The organism is Stenotrophomonas sp. 2694, assembly GCF_040548715.1.
Taxonomy (GTDB): Bacteria; Pseudomonadota; Gammaproteobacteria; order Xanthomonadales; family Xanthomonadaceae; genus Stenotrophomonas; species Stenotrophomonas indicatrix.
In genome coordinates, this window is the sequence record NZ_JBEPSG010000005.1 from 228,542 (window position 1) to 251,639 (window position 23,098).

At 65.0% G+C, this 23,098-nt stretch carries 21 protein-coding genes and 1 pseudogene; 15 read left to right on the plus strand and 7 right to left on the minus strand.

What is annotated here, in order from left to right; genetic code table 11:
* Positions 1-125 precede the first annotated feature (125 nt).
* The 5 genes from cyoA (at position 126) to ABIA73_RS09040 (ending at position 4,780) form a co-directional block, all read left to right on the plus strand.
* Positions 126-1,031 (plus strand): ubiquinol oxidase subunit II, encoded by a 906-nt coding sequence (gene cyoA / locus ABIA73_RS09020; protein ID WP_025877429.1) that lies wholly within the window; start codon positions 126-128, stop codon positions 1,029-1,031.
* A gap of 5 nt (positions 1,032-1,036) precedes the next feature.
* On the plus strand, positions 1,037-3,013 hold the full coding sequence (gene cyoB / locus ABIA73_RS09025; protein ID WP_025877427.1) for a cytochrome o ubiquinol oxidase subunit I: 1,977 nt from the start codon (positions 1,037-1,039) through the stop codon (positions 3,011-3,013).
* Entirely contained in the window at positions 3,010-3,645 is a 636-nt protein-coding gene (cyoC, locus tag ABIA73_RS09030) for a cytochrome o ubiquinol oxidase subunit III (RefSeq protein WP_080149637.1), read from the plus strand. Before cyoB ends, cyoC begins: the two co-directional genes overlap by 4 nt.
* A 1-nt stretch (position 3,646) precedes the next feature.
* A complete protein-coding gene (gene cyoD / locus ABIA73_RS09035) occupies positions 3,647-3,979 on the plus strand; it encodes a cytochrome o ubiquinol oxidase subunit IV (protein WP_025877422.1) in 333 nt (110 codons plus the stop codon).
* 114 nt (positions 3,980-4,093) lie between these two features.
* Positions 4,094-4,780 carry an SCO family protein gene (locus ABIA73_RS09040; RefSeq protein WP_354275665.1) on the plus strand — a complete coding sequence of 229 codons (687 nt, stop codon included), beginning with the start codon at positions 4,094-4,096 and terminating at the stop codon, positions 4,778-4,780.
* Positions 4,781-5,046: 266 nt separating this feature from the next.
* On the opposite strand, the gene ABIA73_RS09045 is transcribed toward ABIA73_RS09040, so the two are convergent.
* Both ABIA73_RS09045 and ABIA73_RS09050 read right to left on the minus strand, forming a co-directional pair.
* A complete protein-coding gene (locus ABIA73_RS09045; RefSeq protein ID WP_032976910.1) occupies positions 5,047-5,625 on the minus strand; it encodes a S8 family serine peptidase in 579 nt (192 codons plus the stop codon).
* Positions 5,625-7,391 carry a S8 family serine peptidase gene (locus ABIA73_RS09050; protein WP_354275666.1) on the minus strand — a complete coding sequence of 589 codons (1,767 nt, stop codon included), beginning with the start codon at positions 7,389-7,391 and terminating at the stop codon, positions 5,625-5,627. The genes ABIA73_RS09045 and ABIA73_RS09050 overlap by 1 nt, the downstream gene beginning before the upstream one ends.
* A 278-nt stretch (positions 7,392-7,669) precedes the next feature.
* Between ABIA73_RS09050 and ABIA73_RS09055 the strand changes: the two genes are divergently transcribed.
* The 5 genes from ABIA73_RS09055 to ABIA73_RS09075 all read left to right on the plus strand — a co-directional run bounded on the left by ABIA73_RS09055 (position 7,670) and on the right by ABIA73_RS09075 (position 11,009).
* Positions 7,670-8,095, plus strand: coding sequence for a hypothetical protein (locus ABIA73_RS09055; protein WP_354275667.1), 426 nt, complete (start codon positions 7,670-7,672; stop codon positions 8,093-8,095).
* Positions 8,092-8,415, plus strand: coding sequence for a hypothetical protein (locus ABIA73_RS09060; RefSeq protein WP_080149642.1), 324 nt, complete (start codon positions 8,092-8,094; stop codon positions 8,413-8,415). Before ABIA73_RS09055 ends, ABIA73_RS09060 begins: the two co-directional genes overlap by 4 nt.
* 94 nt (positions 8,416-8,509) lie before the next feature.
* Entirely contained in the window at positions 8,510-8,950 is a 441-nt protein-coding gene (locus tag ABIA73_RS09065) for a DUF2231 domain-containing protein (RefSeq protein ID WP_025877408.1), read from the plus strand.
* Positions 8,943-10,253 carry a PQQ-dependent sugar dehydrogenase gene (locus ABIA73_RS09070; RefSeq protein ID WP_154881198.1) on the plus strand — a complete coding sequence of 437 codons (1,311 nt, stop codon included), beginning with the start codon at positions 8,943-8,945 and terminating at the stop codon, positions 10,251-10,253. Before ABIA73_RS09065 ends, ABIA73_RS09070 begins: the two co-directional genes overlap by 8 nt.
* 75 nt (positions 10,254-10,328) lie before the next feature.
* Positions 10,329-11,009 (plus strand): hypothetical protein, encoded by a 681-nt coding sequence (locus ABIA73_RS09075; RefSeq protein ID WP_218788141.1) that lies wholly within the window; start codon positions 10,329-10,331, stop codon positions 11,007-11,009.
* Between the two features lie 60 nt (positions 11,010-11,069).
* Here the strand turns inward: ABIA73_RS09075 and ABIA73_RS09080 are convergent, their stop codons facing one another.
* Positions 11,070-11,726: an exopolysaccharide biosynthesis protein gene (locus ABIA73_RS09080; protein WP_218788139.1), complete on the minus strand. Its 657-nt coding sequence runs from the start codon at positions 11,724-11,726 to the stop codon at positions 11,070-11,072.
* 172 nt (positions 11,727-11,898) lie between these two features.
* On the opposite strand from ABIA73_RS09080, the gene yidA reads away from it, so the two are divergent.
* Positions 11,899-12,732 (plus strand): sugar-phosphatase, encoded by an 834-nt coding sequence (gene yidA, locus ABIA73_RS09085; RefSeq protein WP_059065441.1) that lies wholly within the window; start codon positions 11,899-11,901, stop codon positions 12,730-12,732.
* A gap of 60 nt (positions 12,733-12,792) precedes the next feature.
* On the opposite strand, the gene ABIA73_RS09090 is transcribed toward yidA, so the two are convergent.
* Positions 12,793-13,275 (minus strand): hypothetical protein, encoded by a 483-nt coding sequence (locus ABIA73_RS09090; protein ID WP_032976916.1) that lies wholly within the window; start codon positions 13,273-13,275, stop codon positions 12,793-12,795.
* A 45-nt stretch (positions 13,276-13,320) separates the two neighbouring features.
* Here ABIA73_RS09090 and ABIA73_RS09095 point away from each other — a divergent pair, with 45 nt between their 5' ends.
* The 3 genes from ABIA73_RS09095 (at position 13,321) to ABIA73_RS09105 (ending at position 16,695) form a co-directional block, all read left to right on the plus strand.
* Positions 13,321-13,614 carry a hypothetical protein gene (locus tag ABIA73_RS09095; protein WP_354275668.1) on the plus strand — a complete coding sequence of 98 codons (294 nt, stop codon included), beginning with the start codon at positions 13,321-13,323 and terminating at the stop codon, positions 13,612-13,614.
* Between the two features lie 126 nt (positions 13,615-13,740).
* On the plus strand, positions 13,741-16,056 hold the full coding sequence (locus ABIA73_RS09100; protein WP_354275669.1) for a TonB-dependent receptor: 2,316 nt from the start codon (positions 13,741-13,743) through the stop codon (positions 16,054-16,056).
* A gap of 336 nt (positions 16,057-16,392) precedes the next feature.
* Entirely contained in the window at positions 16,393-16,695 is a 303-nt protein-coding gene (locus ABIA73_RS09105; RefSeq protein ID WP_354275670.1) for a hypothetical protein, read from the plus strand.
* On the opposite strand, the gene ABIA73_RS09110 is transcribed toward ABIA73_RS09105, so the two are convergent.
* From ABIA73_RS09110 to ABIA73_RS09120, 3 genes and pseudogenes are all read right to left on the minus strand, one after another.
* Positions 16,692-21,038 carry an AAA domain-containing protein gene (locus ABIA73_RS09110; RefSeq protein WP_354275671.1) on the minus strand — a complete coding sequence of 1,449 codons (4,347 nt, stop codon included), beginning with the start codon at positions 21,036-21,038 and terminating at the stop codon, positions 16,692-16,694. The genes ABIA73_RS09105 and ABIA73_RS09110 overlap by 4 nt on opposite strands.
* A 36-nt stretch (positions 21,039-21,074) precedes the next feature.
* On the minus strand, positions 21,075-21,443 hold the full coding sequence (locus ABIA73_RS09115; protein ID WP_354275672.1) for a hypothetical protein: 369 nt from the start codon (positions 21,441-21,443) through the stop codon (positions 21,075-21,077).
* 183 nt (positions 21,444-21,626) lie between these two features.
* Positions 21,627-22,292 (minus strand): annotated as a pseudogene (locus ABIA73_RS09120) (ATP-binding protein); the annotation flags it as partial.
* A gap of 145 nt (positions 22,293-22,437) precedes the next feature.
* Between ABIA73_RS09120 and ABIA73_RS09125 the strand changes: the two are divergent.
* A complete protein-coding gene (locus ABIA73_RS09125) occupies positions 22,438-23,097 on the plus strand; it encodes a TnsA endonuclease N-terminal domain-containing protein (RefSeq protein ID WP_354275673.1) in 660 nt (219 codons plus the stop codon).
* The last annotated feature ends 1 nt before the right edge of the window (position 23,098 follow it).

Here is a 23,098-nt window from a genome sequence, read left to right on the forward strand (position 1 = left end):
GGGCTTGATTGGAGTGGCTCGCCTGTTTGTAGGCGACCTCGTACCCACAGTGTAGCCGCTCCACGCCCGGGCGCTGCGCGCAGGCGAGCCGGTCAAGCGCGCATCTTCAACAGGGTTGACCACCAATGAATATCTGCTGGAACCGCATCCGCCTGGCGCTGGTCGCCCTGGCCTGCATCGCCCTGACGGGCTGCGATTGGGTGCTGCTGGATTCGAAGGGCATGGTCGGGATCGCACAGCGCGACCTGATCCTGATCTGCATCGGCCTGATGCTGATCGTCGTCGTGCCGGCCATCGTGCTGACCTTCGTGTTCGCCTGGCGCTTCCGCGCCGGCAATACCAAGGCGAAGTACACGCCGGACTGGTCGCACTCCACGAAGGTGGAAGTGGTGGTCTGGGGCGTGCCGTTGCTGATCATCGCGGTGCTGGCGGTGATCGTGTGGAAGTCCACCCACGAGCTCGATCCGTACAAGCCGTTGGACGTGGCCGGCGAACCGCTGCACGTGGACGTGATCGCCACCGACTGGAAGTGGGTGTTCGTGTACCCGGACCTGGGGATCGCCACCGTCAACCAGCTCAACTTCCCGGCCAACCGCGCGCTGGCGTTCAACATCACCTCCAACTCGACGATGAACACCTTCTTCATCCCGCAGCTGGGTGGACAGATCTACGCGATGGCCGGCATGCGCACGCAGCTGCACCTGATCGCCAACGAGCCCGGCCAGTTCCGTGGCATGTCCGGAAACTACAGCGGCCATGGCTTCTCGAACATGAAGTTCATCGCCACCGCCAGCAGCAACGAAGACTTCGATCGCTGGGTGGCCGAGGTGCGCAGCGCGCCGGATGCGCTCAGCTTCGAGCAGTTCAAGGCGCTGGCCGCACCGTCGAAGAACGCGCCGGTGCAGCACTTCTCCAGCGTCGAACCGCTGCTGTTCAAGAAGGTCATCGACCAGTTCATCGGCGTCGGTGAGAACACCGCTGCTGCAACCCCGGCGGGCGCTGCCGGCGGTGCCCAGGTTTCCCAGGAGTAACGAACATGTTGGGTAAATTGACGTGGGAGGCCGTGCCGCTGCACGAGCCGATCGTCGTGGTCACGTTGGCGGCCATGGTGCTGGGCGGCCTCGCGCTGCTCGGCGCGGTGAGCTATTTCAAGCTGTGGGGCGTGCTCTGGCGCGACTGGTTCACCACGGTGGACCACAAGAAGATCGGCATCATGTACGTGGTCGTCGCGCTGGTCATGCTGGTGCGCGGCTTCGCCGATGCACTGATGATGCGCGCACAGCTGGCGGCGGCCGGGCCGGGCAGCGATGGCTTCCTGCCACCGGAACACTACGACCAGATCTTCACCGCGCACGGCGTGATCATGATCTTCTTCGTGGCCACCCCGTTCGTGGTCGGCCTGATGAACATCATCGTGCCGCTGCAGATCGGTGCGCGCGACATGGCGTTCCCGTTCCTCAACGCTTTCAGCTTCTGGATCTTCGTGGTCGGCGCTGCGCTGATGATGATCTCGCTGGGTGTAGGCGAATTCGCGATGACCGGCTGGGTCGCCTATCCGCCGCTGTCGGGCATCGAGTTCAGTCCCGGGGTCGGTGTCGATTACTACATCTGGGCGTTGCAGGCCTCCGGCATCGGTACCCTGCTGACCGGCGTCAACCTGTTCATCACCATCCTGCGCATGCGTGCGCCGGGCATGACCCTGATGAAGATGCCGGTGTTCACCTGGACCGTGCTGGTCACCAGCGTGATCATCATCGCCGCCTTCCCGATCCTGACCGTAGCCCTGGGTGCGCTCACCCTGGACCGCTACCTGGACTTCAACTTCTACACCAACACGTTGGGTGGCAACCCGATGATGTACGTGAACCTGGTGTGGGCCTGGGGCCACCCGGAGGTGTACATCCTGGTGCTGCCGGCGTTCGGCATCTTCTCTGAAGTGACCGCCACCTTCTCGCGCAAGAAGCTGTTCGGCTACAAGTCGATGGTCGGCGCCACCCTCGCGATCGGCATCCTGTCCTTCATCGTCTGGCTGCACCACTTCTTCACCATGGGCTCCGGTGCCAGCGTCAATGCCTTCTTCGGCATCATGACGATGATCATCGCCATCCCCACCGGCGTGAAGATCTTCACCTGGCTGTTCACCATGTACGGCGGCCGCGTGGAGTTCAGCGTGCCGATGCTGTGGACCATCGCCTTCCTGGTCACCTTCACCATCGGTGGCATGACCGGCGTGCTGCTGGCCATCCCGGGCGCGGACTTCCTGCTGCACAACAGCCTGTTCCTGGTCGCGCACTTCCACAACACCATCATCGGCGGTGCGCTGTTCGGCTACCTGGCCGGCTTCGTCTACTGGTTCCCGAAGGTGTTCGGCTTCACCCTCAACGAGCGCCTGGGCAAGTGGTCCTTCGCCTGCTGGGTGATCGGCTTCTACCTGGCCTTCATGCCGCTGTACATGCTGGGCTTCATGGGCATGACCCGGCGCATGAACCAGTACGACAACCCGGCGTGGACGCCGTACCTGATCGCCGCCTTCATCGGTGCGCTGTTCGTGTTCGCGGGCATCATCCTGATGCTGGTGCAGATCTACGTCAGCGTGCGCGACCGCAAGCGCAACCTCGACCTCACCGGCGACCCGTGGAATGCACGCACGCTGGAATGGGCCACGCCATCGCCGCCGCCGTTCTACAACTTCGCCGTGGTGCCCAAGGCCGATGAGCTGGACGCCTTCCACGAAGCGAAGAAGCGTGGCCTGCCGCCGCCGCCGAAGAAGTACGCGCCGATCCACATGCCGAAGAACACCGGTGTGCCGCTGATCCTCAACGTCTGGATCCTGGTGCTGTGCTTCGCCCTGGTGTGGCACATCTGGTGGATGGCCGGTGCCAGCTTCATCGCGATGATCGCCACCCTGATCGCGCGCTCCTACAACGAGGACGTGGATTACTACGTCAGCTCCGAAGAGGTGGCGCGTACCGAAGCGGCCAACCACGCCAAGCTGCAGGAGGCAGGCGCATGAATCTGTTGACCCGTCCGCAACTGGACAGCGATGCGCTGGTCCACGACGACCATCACGAGCACGATCACGCCCACGAACAGGGCGGCATGAAGGTGTTCGGCATGTGGGTATACCTCATGTCCGACCTGGTGCTGTTCGGCTCGCTGTTCGCCTCGTACGCGGTGCTCAGCACCGCCTACGCCGGCGGCCCGACCGGCAAGGAACTGTTCTCGCTGCCGTTCGTGATGGCCGAGACCTTCATCCTGCTGGTGTCCAGCATCACCTATGGCCAGGCCGTGCTGGCCATGCACCGCCTGGACAAGGCGGCGGTGCTGCGCTGGCTGGGCGTGACCTTCGTGCTCGGCGCCTCGTTCATCGGCATGGAGCTGTACGAGTTCTCGCACCTCATCCATGAAGGTGCCGGCCCCAGCACCAGTGCCTACCTGTCGGCGTTCTTCGCCCTGGTTGCCACCCACGGCCTGCACGTGGCCAGCGGCCTGATCTGGATGGCGGTGGTAATGCACCAGGTGTATCGCCGCGGCCTCACCCCGACCAACATCACCCGCGTGTCCTGCCTGAGCCTGTTCTGGCACTTCCTGGACCTGGTGTGGATCTGCGTCTTCACCTTCGTCTACCTGATCGGAGCCTTCTGACATGGCCCACGTCGAAACCTCGCGCGCCGGCAATGCGCACGGTTCCACCAAGTCCTACCTGATCGGCTTCGTGCTGTGCGCGCTGCTGACGGTGGTGCCGTTCGCGCTGGTGATGAACCCGGTGCTGTCACGGCCGGTCACGCTGTTCCTGCTGGTCGGCTTCGCGGTCGCGCAGATCCTGGTGCAGCTGGTGTACTTCCTGCACATGGACCGCAAGTCCGAAGGTGGCTGGAACCTCGCCAGCTTCGTGTTCACCCTGGTGATCCTGTTCATCGTGGTCGCGTTGTCGATCTGGATCATCTGGAGCATGCACTACCACATGATGATCAACTGACCGTGGCCGGGGCGATCGGCAAGGAGTGCGCGATCGCCCTGGCACCTCAGCCCTCTCTTCGCCCAGGGCAGGCCTGACCGAGACCGCGCCCACCTCGTGTTGGTGGTACCCGTGATGCGTGTTGCTTCCGTTGTTCGTTCCCTGCGCCTGCCGCTGCTTGCCGCAGGCCTCGCACTCGGCCTGCTGGCCGGCTGCAGCGCGCAGTCGCGCATGGATTTCTATTCCAAGGACATCGCCTGCGAGGAACTGGGCCAGCACTGGACCATGCCTGACAGCGCCGGCACCCTGCGTGGCCCGAAGGACCTGCAGGGGCAGGTGACCTACCTGTTCTTCGGCTTCACCAGCTGCCCGGACGTGTGCCCGACCACCATGGTCGAACTGAGCCAGGTCAAGCACCTGATGGGCAAGGATGCCGACCAGCTGCAGGTGGTGTTTGTCAGCGTCGATCCGGCGCGCGATACCCCCGAAGCCGCGCACACCTATGTGCACGCGTTCGACCCGAAGGCGATGGCACTGGTCGGTGACGAGGCACAGCTCTCGGCGATGGCCAGCGACTTCAAGGCGTTCTACGAGAAGGAGCCCGGGCAGCTGCCGGACACCTACACGATGAGCCATATCGCCGGCGGCTACGTGTTCGACCGCCAAGGTCGCTTGCGCCTGTTCGCGCCCTACGGCATGCCGGTGGAGCAGCTGTTCTCGGACGTACAGCGGTTGCTGCTGGAGCCGGAACATCCGGCCGCGGGCAGTGAAGCGTTGGCGGCGTGCAAGCTGCCGCACAGCGCGAGCGTCGCCGCACGCTGAACGACGCATCGCCCTGGTAGGTGTCGACCTTGGTCGACACGCGATGAATGAATCTGGCGGGTGCCGACATCCTGATTCTGGCGGGTGCCGACATTGGGAACCTGGTGCATGCCGACCATTGGGAATCTGGTGGATGCCATTGGATTGTGGTGGGTGCCATTGGATTGTGGTGGGTGCCGACCGTTGGTCGGCACGCCCTCCCGCTCGCCAATCCCCCGGCCGGCCAGGAGAGCCAACCGGCCGGGGGCACCACGCAACGCCCTAGATCACTTCTTCTCTTCCCACTGCACCACGTCCGGCTCGGCCGCGCGCACGCCCGCAGTCGACAGCAGCCGGGTGCTCGCATCCAGCGCCGCGTTCACCGACGGGTATTCCACGATGGCCAGACCGGCAGCCCTGGACACCTTCACCACGGTGCCGCCCGTGGCCTTTGCCGCGCGCTGTGCAGATGCCGCATCGGTAAAGAACACCTTCACCCGCGAGGTCGCCACCACTGGCGCACCATCGTTGGACACCGCAGCGGCGAACTTGCCGGCGCCGGCATCAGCGCCGGCTGCTGCCGCGCCATCCAGCGAACGCTTGCTGCGCGAACTGGTGGTGGCAGCTGCCTGCGGCGTGATCCGGAACTGGCCGCCCGCAGCCTGCTGCACCGTGGTCGACGGGGACAGCTGGAAACGCGTGCCGCCCACGTCGAACGAACGGCCGGTGGCCGAAGCTTTCAGTTCCTGTGCATCCACGGTGGACAGGCTCCGTGCCGGTGGGGTCTGCCCCGAGCTCTGTGCCCAGGCAGGGGAGGTCATCGCCGCGAAGGCGAGCGTGCTCAACAGAATGGTCGTTTTCATCATCAGTGCCCCAGAACGCGGATCTTGAAGAATTCGAGGTTGCCGCGCGATGCAGCATTCGCGGCCTGCCCCATGTCGGTCACTTCCAGCGTCCAGGTGCCGGTGGCACTTTCATCCAGGAAGGCATTGCTGGACAGCAGATCCCAGTTGGTGAAGTTGCGCTGCACGCCATTGGTACCGGAACCGATGGCGGTGAAGGCCGGCTGCACCACGCTGCGCGTACCACTGGGCGAAACAAGCACGAACTGCAGCTGGCGGGTATTGCTGTGGTTCACCCGGAAGCCCAGCTGCACCGACTCGATGTTGCGTGCGCCATTGGCCAGCTGGAAGGTCAACCGCGCGGCGGCGGCGGAGGTGTTGCCGATGGCCACCGTGCGCGTGGTGGTGCGCCAGCCCGTATCCAGCAGCGGGCCCAGCGACTGGAAGTTCTCGGCGACCTGCACGGCGCGCGCCGCGTTGACCACACCGAAGCCGTACCAGTTGCTGTAAGCGCGGTTGGCTGCATTCACCGTCCAACCCGGCACCAGCGTGCGGCCGTCGGCCAGCGTCACCGCCGGCTGGTTCGGATGGTTGCGGGTGGCCGTGGTGGCGAGGATGTACTTTACATCGCGGTAGGACAGGTTCGGGTTGGCCTCCAGCACCAGCGCCGCCACGCCCGACACCATCGGCGCCGACGCCGACGTACCGTTCATCTTCGCGGTGTAGTTGCAGGTGCTGTCGATCGCCGACAGGTTGCTGTCCAGCGTGTTCTGGCGGTTGGTGTTCTTGTTGCTGCCCTGCGTGCAGCCGGTCACGTCGGTGGTGACGATGGCCGGATCGTACGCACGTGCCACCAGGTTCGGGGCGTACTGCGCCTGCAGGCCGTACTCGCCACCAAAGGCCGACACCCACAGTGCCGAACCGGTGGACGAGTACGACGAACGCACGCCATCGGCGCGCACTGCACCCACGGTGATCACGTTGAACAGGTTGTTGCGGGGATCGCGGCCGGCCGGCACACAGCCGGTGTTGCGGTTCTTGGTATCGGTGGTGCAGACGTCCTGGGTCTGGCTGATCGAGGCGTTGTTGAAGTTGTTGCCGGCCGACTTCACGTAGATGCCGCCGCGGCCACCGCGCGTGCCCGACAGTGCCTGCTCGTACGAACTCACCGTGTTCTGGCTGTAGGCCACGGGCAGGTTGGGGTTGCCCGGGCCAGCGCCCCAGCTGTTGTTGAACACCTGCACATCGGCCGACTCGGCGCCATCCCACCAGGCGTATTCGATGTTGCTCTGCTGGTTGCCCTGCGCATTGGAGGCCAGCACGTTGAAGCCCTTCAGCGTTGCCGCCGGGGCCACGCCACGCACGCCCAGGTTGTTGGCGCCCACCGCACCGGCGATGCCGCCCACCATCGTGCCGTGGCTGTCAGCATCGGGATTGGACGGCGTGGGATTGTTGGAGCCGTTGGCGAAGTTCTTGCCCGCTACCGCCGCCACGTTCGCGGCCAGGTCCGGGTGGGCGATCTGCAGGCCGTCATCGACGATGCCGATCACCACGCCCTGGCCACGGATGCCATTGCGGAACAGGCCATCGACGTTGAGATCGTTGCCGGCCACCGGCAGCGTATCGGCCGGCACCGTCTGCCCGGTATTGAGCAGATGCCACTGGATACCCGCCAGTGGGTCGGCCTGTTGCGCCTGGGCGGTAACGGCCAGGCTGCCCAGTACCAGGGCAGTGGCCAGGGCCAGGCGCGCAGAGCGCGGTGGCGCGGAGCGTTGCGTGTGTCGCTTCATACACGAATCCTTCTGTTGTGAATCGGCATGGCAGGACGGCGGGGCGGATCTGCCCCATCGCAACGAGCCAAACGCGACACAACGAACAACCCCCTACCTCTTCACGCAGTCGATGTGCGGATGTGCCAAATACGTCACAAACACTTATGCCGCCTTGTAATGACGACTGCGCCGCTCTGGTCGGTGCCCCGGTAGGTGCCAACCTTGGTTGGCACAATCCACCCGCACCGGAACCCCACCGCCATGCCACCATGCCCAGGCTCCCCGGAGGACACCGGATGAAACGCCCCAATGCCCGCGCCCGCGCCGATCTGGCCCCACTCACCGTGGCCACCATCCGCAAGGTGGTGCTGTCGATGTATCACCATCGCCACGATTACTGGACCGATGCCGACATCGCCGAGCTGCTGCCGGAGCTCAGCGCCTTCAACATCACCACGGTGAAGCAGCTGCGCCTGCTGATGAAACGGCACCGCCGCGCGCTGCTGCGGGAGGAAAGCACAAAGATGCCCCGGGCGCAGACGCTGGATCTGCTGGCAGGGGGCGGTTGGCATGGCATCGATGTGCACGCCAATACCAGCTGGTTCGCCATTGGCGGCCTGGTCCGCATCAGCATGGAACACGAATTCGGCTTCGAAACCATGCTGCCATTCCATGAGATACGGGACGCTGCCATGGAGCTGGATGCGGAGGCGCAGACGTGAAGAACCTGGCGTGGCTGTTGGCGATGGCGGCCGTGTTTTACGTGGGGGGATGCTCGGCTACTTCCATCCTGGCCGAGCGCGGCATCGCTTCCCTGCAGCCCGGGGACCGTCGAGAGGCCGTCATCGATGCGCTGGGCGCACCCGATGTCACAGAGCCGCGTGGACAACGGTTTTCCCGCTATGCCAGCACCCCATGCAGTGGCACCTGCGTGGAACGGCTGTGGTACGAAAATCCATTCCTGCCCCATATCGAGGCGTGGTCGGTGGAGCTGGATGGCACTGGCCACGTCGTGCGGACTTCGCATTGGGCATCGCCATAGCGTCGAGGCCATCCGATGCCCAGATCATCGCACCCCCTCCCGCCCCCCTGTGCTACTACAGCCCGTGCACCCCTTCCCCGAACGGAGCACGACCATGGTCAACCCCGTCGCCCAGGCCCATCGCGGCCTCGGCACAACACTCTTCAGCCTGTTGAATCCGATACCGTTCGGCTTCTTCGTGGCCGGCCTCATTTTCGACATCCTCTACCTCAACACCGCTGAAGTGATGTGGGGCAAGTCGGCGGCGTGGCTGATCACCTTCGGCCTGCTGATCGCCATCCTGCCGCGGCTGATCAACCTGTTCGCGGTCTGGCGCCGCAACGGCACCGCCACCGGCACCGACCGCCTCGATTTCCTGCTCAACCTGGTCGCCATCGTGCTGGCCGTCTGGAACGCCTTCGTGCACAGCCGCGACGCCTATGCGGCGGCCGTGCCGGGCACCATCCTCTCCGCGCTGACGGTGGCACTGATCGCGCTCGGCTTCATCGTGCTTTCGCTGCAGCAGCCGGTGCTGCAAGGAGCCCGTCATGGCTAAGCGCATCCTGCCCGCCGTGGGCGTGCTCTCGTTGTCCCTGGCGTTGGTCGCCTGTGCCGGCAAGGCCGAATACCACCCGGCCGACCAGTCCGGCGCGCAACCGCCGTTGCCCAAACCCGAGAACTACCTGTTGCCGCCGATGCAGGTGCCCAAGGGCGTGGGCTGGGCCGAGGGCCAGGCACCGTCGGTGGCCGACGGCCTGAAGATCGAACGCATCGCTGCCAACCTGCAGCACCCGCGCCGGCTGCTGTCGCTGCCCAATGGTGATGTGCTGGTAGTGGAAGGCAACGGTCCCGGCGAAGAGCCGGTCACCACGCCCAAGCAGTGGATCGCCGGCAAGGTGAAGGCGCGCTCGGGCAAGGCCGGCAAGGGCGGCAACCGGGTCACGTTGCTGCGGCGCGCGCCGGGCACCGGCACCTGGACCCAGCACGTGTACATCGAAAACCTGCACTCGCCGTTCGGCATCCAGCTGATCGGTGACACGCTGTATGTGGCCAACACCGGCAACATCATGAAATACCACTACGTGCCGGGCGAAACCCGCATGTCCGACAAGGGCAGCGAGTTCACCGACCTGCCCAGCACCATCAACCACCACTGGACCAAGGAACTGCTGGCCAGCCGCGATGGCAGCAAGCTGTACGTGGGCGTGGGCTCCAACAGCAACATCACCGAGAACGGCCTGGCCGTCGAGTACCGCCGCGCGGTGGTGCTGGAAGTGGACGTGGCCACCAGCGGCAGCCGCATCTACGCCTCGGGCCTGCGCAACCCCACCGGCCTGGACTGGGAGCCGAGCACCGGCAAGCTGTGGGCGGTGGTGAACGAACGCGACGAGATCGGCGCCGACCTGGTGCCCGATTACCTCACCTCGGTGCAGGAGCACGGCTTCTACGGCTGGCCCTACAGCTACTACGGCCAGCATGTGGACGAGCGCGTGCAGCCGCAGCGGCCGGACCTGGTGGCCAAGGCAATCCGCCCGGACTTCGCCATCGGCTCGCACGTGGCACCGCTGGGCCTGTTGTTCTACACCGGCCAGGCACTGCCGGCGAAGTACCACGGCGGTGCCTTCATCGGCGAGCACGGCAGCTGGGACCGCTCGCCACTGAGCGGCTACGAAGTGGTGTACGTGCCGTTCAAGGACGGCAAGCCGGCCGGCCGCCCGGAAGCGGTGGTGAGCGGGTTCGCGTCCAAGGACGAGAAGACGCTGATGGGCGCGCCGGTGGGCATGGCCATCGATGCGGAGGGCGCGCTGCTGGTCGCCGATGATGTGGGCGACGTGGTGTGGCGGGTGTCGGCACGATGAAGGCCGCTGGCTGGCACCGGATGACCCGATGCCGGTCATTTCGTTACGATGCTCCCCATCGATAGGGAGCATCGTATGAAGTTGAATCATGAAACGTCCAATGTGGCCGCGTTCAGCCGGAACCTGGAACGCGAACTGGAGAACTTGGGGCATAGTGCCTACATAGCGCCAACCGACCATCAGGATGTTCGGCTGGGTGCGGACGTGCTTGCCTCAGATGGCCGGAACTTCTCGCTGATAGAGTTCAAGAATGAGAAGCGCGATGCAGCCACTGAAGCAAGAAAGCCGCGCAGGAAGAAGCTGTGCCGCCTGTTGAATGGGTGGTCTGACATCCATGCAAGCTGCCATCTGATCGGCTGGCGATTGACCGAGGGTGCCAGTATCGAGTTCCCCGTGAGGAGCTACGGTGCCTGTGTATGTATTCCACAGATCATCAAACTTCCTCAGGCTGATATCACCTTCAGCAGCTCCATCTCCATCCAGTGCGACACGGTTCAGGAGTTTGCAAAGGCGCTGGCGTCGCAGAAGGTCGGCGTCGAATTTCAGGACTTCAGGGACTACGTGCGGTGGCTGCTGTCACTGGAGGATGACACCGACGATAAAGGCGAAAGTGACGATGCCAACGACGTCGAACTGCTGATGTGCTGTGTCGTCGACAGTAAGCTGTACACCATGGAGTTCGCAAACCTCGCCGAACTCAAGCTCTGGATCGACAACGCGCCCGGCCCCAGCCCGCGTAGAACCCCTGGGATGTGACCTGCGTCCGCGTCCACTGCGTCGCGGACTTTCCCGTATGCCAGACCCTGCAGCCGAGTATCAGATTGCTTTGCCACGCAGCCCACTGAACACCGATTCGGCCGCAAAGCCCACGCCGCCCAGCAGCACACCGAAGTACACCACCGACGCCACTACGAAGCCGTAGCCGGCTGCCACCGCCGCGCCATCGCGCTGGATGAAGCCGATCGCAAAGGACATCAGCGCCAGCGCCGGCAGCGTGTTGCTGAAGGGAATCGGCCCGGCCGGCAGCATCAGCAGGATCGTGGCGAACACCAGCGCCAGGTTGTTCAAGCGCATCATCTTCTTCGAGCGCACCATCGCTGCCAGCCGCATCGGCCGGGACAACCGCTCCATGCGGTGCACCCATTTCAGGGCACGGCCCAGGTTGGCTTTCAGCTTGTCGGTGGCGATCTGCTTGTCGGCCAATCGCTGCGGCACCCACAACGGACGGTCGCGTACGCGGCTCAGGCCGATCAGCAGGATGGACGCACCGAACACCGTGCTCAGCCCGGGAATCGATACCGGAATCAGGAAGATCGCCGACAGCAGGATCACCACCAGCATCAGGCCTTCGTCGCCCAGCGCATGCAGCAGCGTGCCGACGCGGATATGGTCGCCGGGCAGGCCGTCGATCAGGTCTTCAATCTGCTGGGCGAGAGGGGCGGTGTCAGTGGCGTCGGGCGCTTGGTAGGTCATGCGTCGAAAGAGTGTCCAGGGAAGGGCGGTCGATAGGGCCGTCCTGCGGTGGGGGACGCACAGGCCCCACGAGTATCCCCGGCCAGCGCCCCGCAGAGGTGAACGATGCATGAGGCCGGCGTTGCCAGGCGGCCTGGCCTAAAATGGGCGTCCCCCGCACTGGTTGAAGATGATGGACATGGGTCGCAGGCAATCGACCATCGAACTGGTCGCCATCGATATGGATGGCACCCTGCTGGACCCCGCCCACAAGCTCACCGCGCGCGTGAAGCAGGCCATCGCCCAGGCGCGCGCGCTGGGCGTGCACATCGTGCTGACCAGCGGCCGCCCGGTTCCAGGGTTGGCGCCGTTCCTGCATGAGCTTGGCATCGATGGCGACGATGACTACTGCATCGCCTGCAACGGCGGCCTGGTGCAGCGCATCGGCCCGCGCGAAACCGTGGTCGAGTATCCGCTCAGCTTCGACGATTTCGTGTACTGCGAACAGGTCGCCCGCGAGATCGGCGTGCACTTCCAGGCACTGGATGCGCAGCGCATGTACACGCCCAACCAGGACATCAGCATCTACACCGTGGCCGACTCGCATCTTTCGCGCATGCCACTGTCGTACCGCCGCGTGGCCGACATGGACCCTGGCATGTCCTTCATCAAGCTGATGATGATCGACGAACCGGACGTGCTGGATGCCGCCATCGCGCGCCTGCCGGCCGCGCTGACCGAGCGTTTCGCGGTGCTGAAGAGCGCGCCGTTCTTCCTGGAAGTGTTCGACCACCGCGCCGGCAAGGGGCCCAGCCTGCAGAAGCTGGCCGAGCACCTGGGCATCGACCGCGCCAACGTGATGGCCATCGGCGACCAGGAGAACGACCTCACCATGCTGCAGTACGCCGGCACCAGCGTGGCGATGGGCAATGCCATCGATGCGGTGAAGGCCGTGGCGCGCTTCGAGACCGCCACCAACGCCGATGAAGGCGTGGCCAGGGCGATCGAGCGCTTCGTGCTGCAGTAAGAAGCCGGCAATACGAAGAAGGACGCCGCCACGCACGGTGGCGGCGTCCCACCAACGGTTTTACTGGCAGACGTACTCGTTGCCCGACTGGACACTCTCTACATCGAGCTCATGGTTCTGGATCTCGATCGTTTCCATGCGGGTCGAAACAACCACCGCACGGGCACCGACGTTGCAGCTGGCAGGCAGGCCGCCAGCGTAGACCTGCCCATTGATCGCATACGCCAGGCCGTAGCAGGCCGAGCCGAGCTTCTGCGAGTCGAAGTGGCAGGCATTGAGCTGGTTGTTGGCCGATGCGCTGGCGGCATTGTAGTTGGTCGTCCAGCCGCTGAACGGATCGTTGGCGCAGGTGCCCGGGAAGTCCTGGATCGGCGTGCCGCCGGTCGTGCAGGTGTGTTCCCATGCGCTGGAGAAGGGGCTTTGCTTGAAGTACGCAGTGCGGCCGCTGTCGACCCATTGCGCAGCGGCGGCATTTTCGGCGAAGGCAGACAGGCCGAGCAGGCAAAGTGCAGTTGCGGCGAGCGGTTTCAATCCATTCAACATGACGTTCGTCCTTTGAAGTGTCGAGTTAACGCGTCGGAGCCTTGCATGGCAGTGCGTGCGGAAGGCATCGCAGATATCCGCGCGGCCGCCGTCGACATGATCATTCAGCATCCAGGGCGGCGCAAGTCGAGCCAGGCACGAGTGGTCGAAAGGCTGACCGAGCGCACAGACATCACGCTGCAACGTGCAGATGATAGCGCGGCATCGAAAGCGATACCTGCGTATAGCCGCGCTTTCCCACGGTGCAATGGCGGATGTGGCGGTCCGATGCAACACTTCCGCACGTCGAAATCACGCCATCGAATCGTTCGGCAGCTGATCGTCTTCGTCTGCCGCTGACCGGCGCGCGCTGCGCCGTTCCCGCCTTCAACGCAATCGCGTCACCAGCCACTACATCGCCATCCGGCGCTGCATCGCGCTGGGCGTGCGCCTGCGTCCTCTTCTCCCTGCACCTTGGATCTGGCCATGAACACTCCACCTACGCTTCTTGCCCTGGCAATCGGCACCGCCCTCGTTGCACCGCTGCACGCTGCCGAATCCACCGACGCCGCGCACGACACCCCCACCACCTTGAACGCGCTGCAGGTCATCGCCACCCCACGCGGTGCTGCTGTCGCCCCTACCCAGGTGGTGGGCCCGAACCGCTACGTCATCAATGCCACCGACCTGGATGCGATGGTCTCGGGCAACAACGGCCTGTCGATGCTGAAGAACGTGCCGGGTGCCAGCTACACCGCCACCGACGGGCTGGGGCTGGATATTTCCGCCACCAGCCTGTTCGTGCGCGGTTTCCGCATGAATGAAATGGGCATCACCTTCGAAGGCGTGCCGCTGAACGACAACGGCTTCCTCTCGCTTACCGGCACCAGCGTGGTCAACGTCGGTGTGCCCGATGGCATCGGTTCGATCACGGTCAGCCCGGGCGGTGCACCGGTCAGTGTGTTCTCCAGCAGCGTCAATGGCGGCAGCCTCGAGTACCGCCTGCGCGACCTGCAGGACACCCCCAGCCTGCGCATCAAGCAGGGCGTGGGCAGCAACAACACGCGGGTCACCACGGTCTCGGGCCAGAGCGGCCAGCTGGGCGAGCACGGCCCGAAGCTGCTGGTCGACCTGCAGCGTGTGTCGGCCGACAAGTACCAGGGCGCCGGCACCCAGAAGTTCCTGCGCGGTGACCTGAAGGCCCAACAGGATGTCGCGTGGGGTGACTTCACCGTGTTCCTGTCCGACAGCAAGGCCGCAGTGTGGGGCTACAACAACATCTCCTTTGACATGATCCGCAAGCTGGGCTGGAAGGCCGACAGCTTCTATCCGGACTATGCGTGGGCGTACTACGTGGCCTCGCCGGAGAACGCCGACACGTCCTGCGGCGCCTACACCTGCGGCGAGCTGTCCGAGCTGATTCCCTACGACACCGGCCAGGTGACCCGCGACCGCGTCGCGTCGATCAACCATCGCTTCCAGATCACGCCCGCGCTCAGCGGCAACGTGCAGCTGTACAACGCCAACAGCCACACCCAGGCCACGTTGACCGACCCGACCGTGCCCTCGCCCAACGGCGCGCCTTTCTCCGAACAGGTACAGACGCCGCACCTCAATCGCCTCGGTGGCATGTTCAACCTGCAGTTCGAGACCGGTGCGCACACCCTCACCACCGGTTTCTGGCAGGAGAAGAGCAAGGCGGCCGCGAAGACCGAGTGGTACCAGCAGCCGCTGCTGGGGCAGGGCAAACCACTGAAGGCGACCGGGCCGTTCGATGTGTATGGGCCGGCGTTCCAGACCGACAACGCATCCAGCTGGGTGACCCGCTCGCGGCAGTTCTACCTGCATGACAATTACGCCGTCACCGACACGCTGGTGCTGGGGCTGGGCTTCAAGGCCGTGGACTTCACCACCACCGGTGGCGGCATCGGCGAAGCAGCGGAGCGGCCGGTGTCCGGCACGCTGCGCGCCAAGAGCAACTTCCTGCCGCACGTGTCGCTGTATTGGAGCCCGACCGAGCGGACCGATGCCTTCATCGACCTGGTCAACACCATGAACGGCTATCGCGTGGCCCAGCGCGGCAACATCGGCTACACCGCGTCGGCCTGGACCATCAGTGACCAGAAAGAGTTCGACCGCGTGGCCGGCACCCTGCGCCCAGAGAAGAACTGGAACCTGACCGTGGGGGCCAGCCACCGCTTCGACCGCCTGACCGTGACCGGTGATGTGTTCTACAACGACATCCGCAACCGCCTGCTGTCGGCGGCCATCGGCACACAATTCGCGCAGATCAACACGGTGCGCTTGATGCCGAAGATGCACGTGATCGGCGCCGATCTCGGCATCACCGCCGACCTGACCGACTACCTGCAGTTCTACCAGGGCATCGCGCTGGCGCGCTCGTACTACGACAGCGATTTCGTGGTGGGCGATACCGTGTACCCGATCAAGGGCAACGCGCAGCCGGGCTACCCGCAGCTGTCGCTGGTCAGCGACCTGTCCGCGCACTTCGGCGACTGGCGTTTCGGTGCCACCAGCACCTCATACCTGCGCCAGCCCTTCACCTATGAAAACGACATCCGCGTGCCGACGTTCTGGCAGGTCAACGCGTACACGGCCTACACCCTGGGCCCGGACAGCCTGCTGCCGGGGCTGGAGCTGCGGCTGGACGTGAGCAACCTGTTCAACCGCAACAACATCGGCACCGCCACCATCGCCGGCTCGTCGTTCTCGGGCGACTACCAGACCCTGCAGCGCAGCGCCCCCCGGCAGGTGATGTTCAGCACCTCGATAACCTTCTAAGTAGATCCACGCCATGCGTGGATGCACTTCGCGGCAGGCTGGGTAGCGCCGGGCCATGCCCGGCGAAATCCCTCCGGCGCCGACGCGCCTTGCCAACCAAGGTTGGCATCTACCCAAGCGGGCCCCCTCGCCGCACGCAATCTGGTAGCGCCGGGCTATGCCCGGCGGAATCGCTCCACCCAAACGGGCCATCCGCCGCACTTTGCACAATCAGCACTGATATTCCGGCACCAACGCAAGGTTCCCACAATGTTGCTGGGTCATCCTGTAGGCATGGCACAGCACAACCCCCGTTTCCCTCCGGTTCGCAGGCGCGCCCATGGACGTGCGCGTCCGGTGCCGTTCGCAGCACCGGCGGTCGACCTGCAGGCCGAATACCAGTTCTGGCAGGTCTATGACCGCGTAGTCCGCCCCCTGCCCGGAGGCAAGTTCCGCCTGGCCTGGCTGGTGCTGCAGGCCGTGTACCGGGCGCGGGCGCGCTATCCCGCCGACACCCACAAGGCGGCGCTGTCGCGGGTACTGTTCGGTACCAACATGACCGACGCGCGCGCGGCCGAACTGGAAGAACTCTACGGGCTGGTCAGCCGCAGGCTGGCGGCGGTGGCCGTGCGCACGCTGGCACCCGGCAGCACTGCCTAGCCCGCCTTGCAGGGCATGCAGATCCGTCCCACCCCGCCGGCACCGGCGCGCAGGTCAGGGTCGAAGAACTCTTCCTGGCTGCGGATCTGCCCACAGCGGCTGCAGACTTTCTTCTCCTTCGATTCCAGCCCCTGCACCTGCTCGATCACCTGATCGACCGCTGCCGAGCGGATCTCCGTGCCGGCCACTTCAATCAGGCGATAGAGGCGGTCGGACAGCGTCTGCACCGGGTCGCTGCCGAGGTTGAACCGGTTGATGCGCAGGAAGCGGTAGCCGTAGCTTTCCAGGGTCAGCTGGCGCTCGACATCAGCCTCCACCAGATAGCGCTCGTGGTTGCCCACATGCACCGGCTTGTCGCGGCGGAAATGGAATTCGAAGCCGTCGTACTCGATCACGATCTGCAGCGCGCCGCGCACGGTCTGCACGGTCACCAGGAAGTCCACCCGCCACGCCGGGTGCTGATAGGTCGGGTCGAGCTGGCGCAGGTAGTCACCCACCGGGAACTGCGGAATGATCTCGACCGCATCGCCATGGGCAAGCACGAACGGCGTCTGCTGCAGCCACTGCAGCACCTTCGATTCCATCGGGCTGCGCGCATCGGTCTGTGCGGCGTCGGGCGCGGGGCGGTCCAGCTGGCTGGCGTAGTAACGCAGCGCATGGCCAATCGCGCCGCGGAACGCATCCACCGGCATCGAATGGACGAACCAGATCGCCTCCTGCGCACGGGAGAAGCCGACATTCAGGCGCTGCACTTTCAGCTTGTCTTCCACCGCATCCACCGCGCCGCTCAGGCTGACCGGGAAGATGTAGTTCAGCGCATCCTGGCCGGCGGTCGCCACCATCGAATAGAAGATCAGCCCGCGTTCCTCACCCTGGCAGGAGTCGACCGTCATCACCTTCAGGCGAAGCCGCTCTTCGAACTCGCGGCCGCGCGGATGGTTGAACAGCGTCTTGGACAACAGCGTCTGCTGCTCGCGGAACGGCGTGATGATGCCGACCGTGGGCGGCGCGTCCGTATCCAGCAGTTCCACCAGGCGCTCGGCAATGAAGGCCGCTTCGGCGTCGTTGGTGCTGCGGCTGGTGCGGTGCCCGCTGGCATCGACCTGGCTGAAGCGGATCACCTCCTGCAGCGGCCGGCTGCGGATCTTCAGTGCCTGCAGCTGGTGGTTGTAGAAGGTGGAGGACGAGAACCCGATCAGTTCCGCATAGCTGCGGAAATGCTTGCGCAGCATCACCGAGTACGAGGCCGAGAGCGAGCAGAACTCCAGCACCGAGCGCTTCACATCGAACATGGCCAACCGTTCCAGCACGTCGGCCTGCTGGCTGACGTTGGTGCGGAAATAGTTGACCAGGTCCGAGCGGTACTTGTCGTTCAGCGCGATGCTGGCGTTGGCGGCCTTGACGTTGGAGAACTGCTTGGAATCGCCCAGTACCACCACCTTGCGCGCGCGCAGCAGCGCCGGCAGCGCCTGCGCCACCGAGACCTGCGAGCCTTCGTCGATCACCAGCACGTCGAACAGGTCCGGTGCCAGCGGCATGTATTCGCCGAACTCGCGGATGCTGGCGATCATCACCGGGAACGACTCGCGCACGCTCTCGAACTTGTCCACCGGGAATTTCTGCCGGTTGGCGATCACGCCCGCCAATGCCCGCGCATCGGCGCGGTGATGATCCATGAAGCTGATCAGGCGCCCATCTACATGGGCGTTCATCACCGAGGTGTTCAGGCGCTCCAGCTTGGTCTTGGTGCCCACATAGTCGTACTGCGGCGCGTCGACGAAGGCCTTGCGCGTGGCCATCCAGCCCTGCAGGAAGCGCAGGGTCAGCGCCCACAGTGCGGGATCGTCCTTCGGCTCGGCCAGCAGGGCCTCGACGATGGCCGGATTGAGCCGCGCCAGCAGGGTCATTGCCTGACGTGCAACCGCCGCACCCGGTCCCGGCGCGGCGCCGTGGGCAATCTGCCGGTAACTGGCCGGCAGCTGCGTGCCCAGGCCTTCGGCCTCCAGCTTCATGCGCAGCGCGTTTGCGCCCTGCACGATGTCCTGCAGGGCGGCTGCATCCTGCTTGAGCAGCAGCGGGCGGGTGGTGCCGAGCTGGTTGAGCTGAAGCTCCAGCCCGCGCACCGCATTGCCACGCAGCAGATAGCCCAGCAGCGGCATCTTCAGCTGCTGGTACTGCAGCAACAGCGTGCCCAGCAGCCGTATCTGCCCGGCATCCAACGACTCGAACAGCGCCCAGCCGTCAACCGGTCGGTCGGCGAGGAAGGCGGTGGTCACCGCATCGCGGCGGATACGTTCGTCCAGTGAGGCCGGCGTGTAGTCGGTGCTGCCGAACAGGTCGGCAAGATAAGCTTCCAGTGCATCCGCCTGCGCGGTCACCGCTTCCAGCTCGGACAGCACGTTGGCATCCATCACCGCGTGTACCTGCTGCAGCACCGCGGGGGCGCGCTCGCCCAGCGCCGCTTCCTGCTCGTGCATGGTCTTCACTGCAGCAAGCGATACACGCCCCAGCGTCTGCACGGTATTGGAGATGGCCTGCCGGAGCGTCTGTGCCGTGTCCTGGCGCTCGCTCTCAAGGGCGGGCTGGTTGGCCTTCATCGCCTTGGCGAAGGCCGAGATCTGGCTGATCGTGCCGGTGGAGGTCAAGCGCTTGAAGTTGGCCGCCTGCTGGCCGAGCCGCAGGATCGGGTTGGGGAAATCGCGATCATGGCGAACCCGGCTCATCGCATCGGACAGCTTGTCGTACACCACGTCCAGCGCTTCGGTCTTGTCCGACAGCACCAGGCAGCTCTTCTTGTTGAACGCGCAGTCCGCAGCGATGGCGGTGATGGTGTGCGACTTGCCGGTGCCGGGCGGGCCTTCGACCACCACGATGCGGCCCTGTGGTTCGCGCACCGCCAGCAGGATCTTGCGCTGTTCCTCGTTCAACGGAATGGGCGAATCGAACACCATGCGCTCCACCAGCGGCAGCGCATCCCAGGCCGATTCCACGCGTTCCCCGATGGGCTCGGGGTTGCGCATCAGCACGCCTTCCACCATGCCGTGGAACAGATCCACCAGCTTCGACCCCCCATTGCGGGCCTGGTCGATGATCTCCTCGAAATCATTCAGCAGCGCCTCGTCGGCGCGCTCGAACGCAGCCAGGTGCAGGGCAGGCGACAGCGTAACGGTGGCGGTGGATGCCTCGCTGGCAGACGAGGAAAGCGAGACTTCGCCGCCCAGATCCACCGCGTTGGCTACCTGCCGGAACAGCGACGCCGCCACTTCGAACAGGCTCTGCGCCGGGTCGAGGTACTGGATGCGCTCCTGGATCGGCGACACCCACTCGCGGGCCATGCCCACGGCCAGTTCCTGCAGCACGAAGTCGATCGCGCGGCGGTTGGCGAACAGACGGTTGCTGAGGGTCAGGGTGTAACCCGACCCATCCTTGGCCCGCACCACGTCCAGCGGCAGGTAGAACACCGGGTACTGCACGCCCGCGTACTTGAGCGTGCCCACGTAGAGATACAGCTGCAGGCCATCGCCGGTGGCGACATAGGTTTCCAGGTCGCGGAACTCATGGAAGGCGTCGGCCGCCACGAAGTTCTCGAAGAACGCCATCAGCGCGCTGATCGTGCCGTCGCGGGTCAGCTGATGCTCGCAGGCCTGCTGCAGCGGCAGCTCGTCACCGGTGGCCAGCAAGCGCGCCAGCACCTCCGGCAGGGTCTGGTACAGATCGACAACGGCACGGGTGACCAGGTCCGATTCAGCCGCGTGCAGCGAATCCATCACCCAGTACGCCTGGCCCTGCAGTGGGCCGGCCAGATGCGCGATCAGCGGCCGCACCACCTGCACGCACATCGCATCCACCAGGGTGCCCTGCACCGATTCCACCCAGGCTTCCGGGTCTTCCAGTGCACCGGCCATGCTGGCGTGCGCCTTGTCCAGCACGGCCACGCGCACCGTGGCGATGGCGGTCTCGGTGATGGCGTTCACTTGTTCTTCGACGATGCGGCGCAGCGTCGCGCTGATCGGCCGGGTATAGCTGCGCGGGCCGATGGTGAACGAAAGCTCCTCGCCGGAGGGCCGGCTGAGCAGCTTCCACAGCTCCTTGTCCAACGCCGGATACGGCGCGGTGCGCATGCCCGCGCGGAAGCCGGAATCGCTGGTAAGCACGATGCGGCGCCGCGGTGCCTGCGCGCGCTTGAAATCCGATTCAAGGAAATCGCGGAAGTACTGCGAGATCCGCACCGCGATTTCGCGCATCTTCGTTTCACCCAGAGGCCCGCCGCCGCCGGTTGCCGCAGGTGTCAGCGGGGTGGACGCATCGGAGGTCGGCAGGTGCGGCGGCTGGGGAGTGCTCATGTATGGCAGGGCGGGCACCTGGCAGGGCAGGCACCGCTAGGGACTGGGCCCTGCATGGTCGCACGCGTCGCCCACGGCGGGGAGGGGGCCAGTGCCCTCCAGTACCGACGGCAGGATCATGTGCGACGTCAGCGATCGCCAGAACAGCGACTCGTCGTAGCTGTCGAAGCCGGTCCGGACCAGAATCGGCGACGGCAGACCCTGCGCGCGCAGGCGCAGGCGGATACTGGCGACTTCCTCGCTCAGCCCCATGCCGAACAGCACCAGCTGCACCTTCGCATCGCGCAGCACGAACGATTCCTGCAGGCGCGTACCGAGGCCGGCCGCCAGGAACGTTCCCACCAGGTCGTAGTTGCGCCACTCCAGCACCGACAGGCCGCCGTCCACGCTGTAGATCGATTCCATGCGGATCAGGCCGCGCCGTCCTATCGTCCGTGATATCCGCTGACGGGCGGCCTCCTGCCCGCCCATGATGAGCATCCTGAGCAAACCGCGTCTCCTTGTGTATGGGCTCGCGGAAATGGTCAGGGCGCAGGTGGCATGGCAGATATCAGATGAATCTGATTCCTTCGTGCATGCAACAGAGTGCTATGCACCTGGTTTGCCCCGGTCCAGCTGCCGGTAGCCGATGGCCTCGGCCAAGTGCGCGGTCCGGATGGTCTCGCTTTCGGCCAGATCGGCAATGGTGCGTGCCACGCGCAGGATGCGATGCATCGCCCGCGCCGATAGCTGCAGGCGCTCGATGGCTTGTTCCAGCAGATCCTGGTCGGCTTCGCTCAAGCGCGTGCACGCGCGCAGGGCAGCAGGCGGCAGGTGCGCGTTGAGGCCACCGCGCGCCTGTTGCCGCGTATGTGCCGCTTCCACCCGCGAACGTACGCTGGCGCTGGGCTCGCCCAAGGGTGTGCTCTCGCGCAGCTCCACCGCATCCATGCGGCTCACGTTGATGTGCAGGTCGATGCGGTCCAGCAACGGGCCCGATACCCGTGCGCGGTAGCGGGTGATGCGCTCGTCGCTGCACAGGCAACGGTTGCTGCGGTCGCCGGCCCAGCCACAGGGACACGGGTTCATCGCCGCCACCAGTTGGAAGCGTGCCGGGTAGACCACGCTGCGCGCTGCGCGGGAGATGCGGATGTGGCCCGACTCCAGTGGCTCGCGCAGGGTTTCCAGCGCACTGCGGTTCCACTCCGGCAGTTCATCCAGGAACAGCACGCCGTGGTGCGCCAGCGAGATTTCGCCGGGGCAGGGCGGATTACCGCTGTCACTTCCAGCAGATGACTGGAACTACAGGGCTCAGAGGGCCGGTTAGAGCCCTTCACAGCAATGTATCCGGTATAGGCTCAACATAGAAGGATCGGACTGTCGACACCGATCCGCGAGACCGGATTGCAGAACACAGATGATGAATAGACTCGATTCAACCGGGCCTGTCCGAAAATTGAAAAATAGCCGCCGCGCCTTGACTGGGAAGGTCAATTTGGAGCCAGGCGGTGTTGCGGGCTTTGAGTCTTCTTTGGAGCGAGACCTTTTTCTGGTCTTGGACTTCGACCCGCAGGTGCTCAGCATTCGCGAGCAGCCCTTCACCCTGACCCATATTCACGACGGCCGGGTAAGGCCGTACACCCCGGATGCCCTGGCTGAATACGACCGTGAGCGCACGCCGACCGTGGTGTACGAGGTCAAGCCGCTGGAGGTCCTCCGCGCCGAGTGGCATGCCTTGCGCCCGCGCTTCAAAGCGGCGGTGGCCTACTGCAGCCAGCGGGACTGGCAGTTCAAGATCGTGACCGAGCGCCACATTCGCACCCCGTACCTGGACAATGCCAAGTTCCTACGCATCTACAGGGCAATGGAGCCTCTCCTGGTTCGCCAGGCGCAGCTCCGCTACACCGCGACGGCATTGGGCCCAACCACGCCGCAAGCCCTGCTGGCCGCAGCCTACTGGCCAAAGGACGAACAGGCGCTATCCATCCCTGCTCTTTGGCAGATGGTGGCTCGAGGAGACTTCATGATCGATCTCCAGAAGCCGTTGAGCATGTTCAGTCCTATCGAGCTGCGGGAGTAGA

Bases quoted from the DNA above. Each gene is read 5' to 3' on its own strand.
- ABIA73_RS09065 (WP_025877408.1), top strand. From the start codon at position 8,510: ATGGTCAACCCCGTCGCCCAGGCCCATCGCGGCCTCGGCACAACACTC.
- ABIA73_RS09115 (WP_354275672.1), bottom strand. From the start codon at position 21,443: ATGGAATCGATCTACAGCGTGGACGGCGGCCTGTCGGTGCTGGAGTGG.
- ABIA73_RS09125 (WP_354275673.1), top strand. From the start codon at position 22,438: ATGAATAGACTCGATTCAACCGGGCCTGTCCGAAAATTGAAAAATAGC.
- ABIA73_RS09055 (WP_354275667.1), top strand. From the start codon at position 7,670: ATGAAACGCCCCAATGCCCGCGCCCGCGCCGATCTGGCCCCACTCACC.
- ABIA73_RS09100 (WP_354275669.1), top strand. From the start codon at position 13,741: ATGAACACTCCACCTACGCTTCTTGCCCTGGCAATCGGCACCGCCCTC.
- ABIA73_RS09070 (WP_154881198.1), top strand. From the start codon at position 8,943: ATGGCTAAGCGCATCCTGCCCGCCGTGGGCGTGCTCTCGTTGTCCCTG.
- ABIA73_RS09095 (WP_354275668.1), top strand. From the start codon at position 13,321: ATGGCAGTGCGTGCGGAAGGCATCGCAGATATCCGCGCGGCCGCCGTC.
- ABIA73_RS09075 (WP_218788141.1), top strand. From the start codon at position 10,329: ATGAAGTTGAATCATGAAACGTCCAATGTGGCCGCGTTCAGCCGGAAC.
- yidA (WP_059065441.1), top strand. From the start codon at position 11,899: ATGGACATGGGTCGCAGGCAATCGACCATCGAACTGGTCGCCATCGAT.
- ABIA73_RS09110 (WP_354275671.1), bottom strand. From the start codon at position 21,038: ATGAGCACTCCCCAGCCGCCGCACCTGCCGACCTCCGATGCGTCCACC.
- cyoB (WP_025877427.1), top strand. From the start codon at position 1,037: ATGTTGGGTAAATTGACGTGGGAGGCCGTGCCGCTGCACGAGCCGATC.
- cyoA (WP_025877429.1), top strand. From the start codon at position 126: ATGAATATCTGCTGGAACCGCATCCGCCTGGCGCTGGTCGCCCTGGCC.
- ABIA73_RS09040 (WP_354275665.1), top strand. From the start codon at position 4,094: ATGCGTGTTGCTTCCGTTGTTCGTTCCCTGCGCCTGCCGCTGCTTGCC.
- ABIA73_RS09045 (WP_032976910.1), bottom strand. From the start codon at position 5,625: ATGATGAAAACGACCATTCTGTTGAGCACGCTCGCCTTCGCGGCGATG.
- ABIA73_RS09080 (WP_218788139.1), bottom strand. From the start codon at position 11,726: ATGACCTACCAAGCGCCCGACGCCACTGACACCGCCCCTCTCGCCCAG.
- cyoD (WP_025877422.1), top strand. From the start codon at position 3,647: ATGGCCCACGTCGAAACCTCGCGCGCCGGCAATGCGCACGGTTCCACC.
- ABIA73_RS09050 (WP_354275666.1), bottom strand. From the start codon at position 7,391: ATGAAGCGACACACGCAACGCTCCGCGCCACCGCGCTCTGCGCGCCTG.
- cyoC (WP_080149637.1), top strand. From the start codon at position 3,010: ATGAATCTGTTGACCCGTCCGCAACTGGACAGCGATGCGCTGGTCCAC.
- ABIA73_RS09090 (WP_032976916.1), bottom strand. From the start codon at position 13,275: ATGTTGAATGGATTGAAACCGCTCGCCGCAACTGCACTTTGCCTGCTC.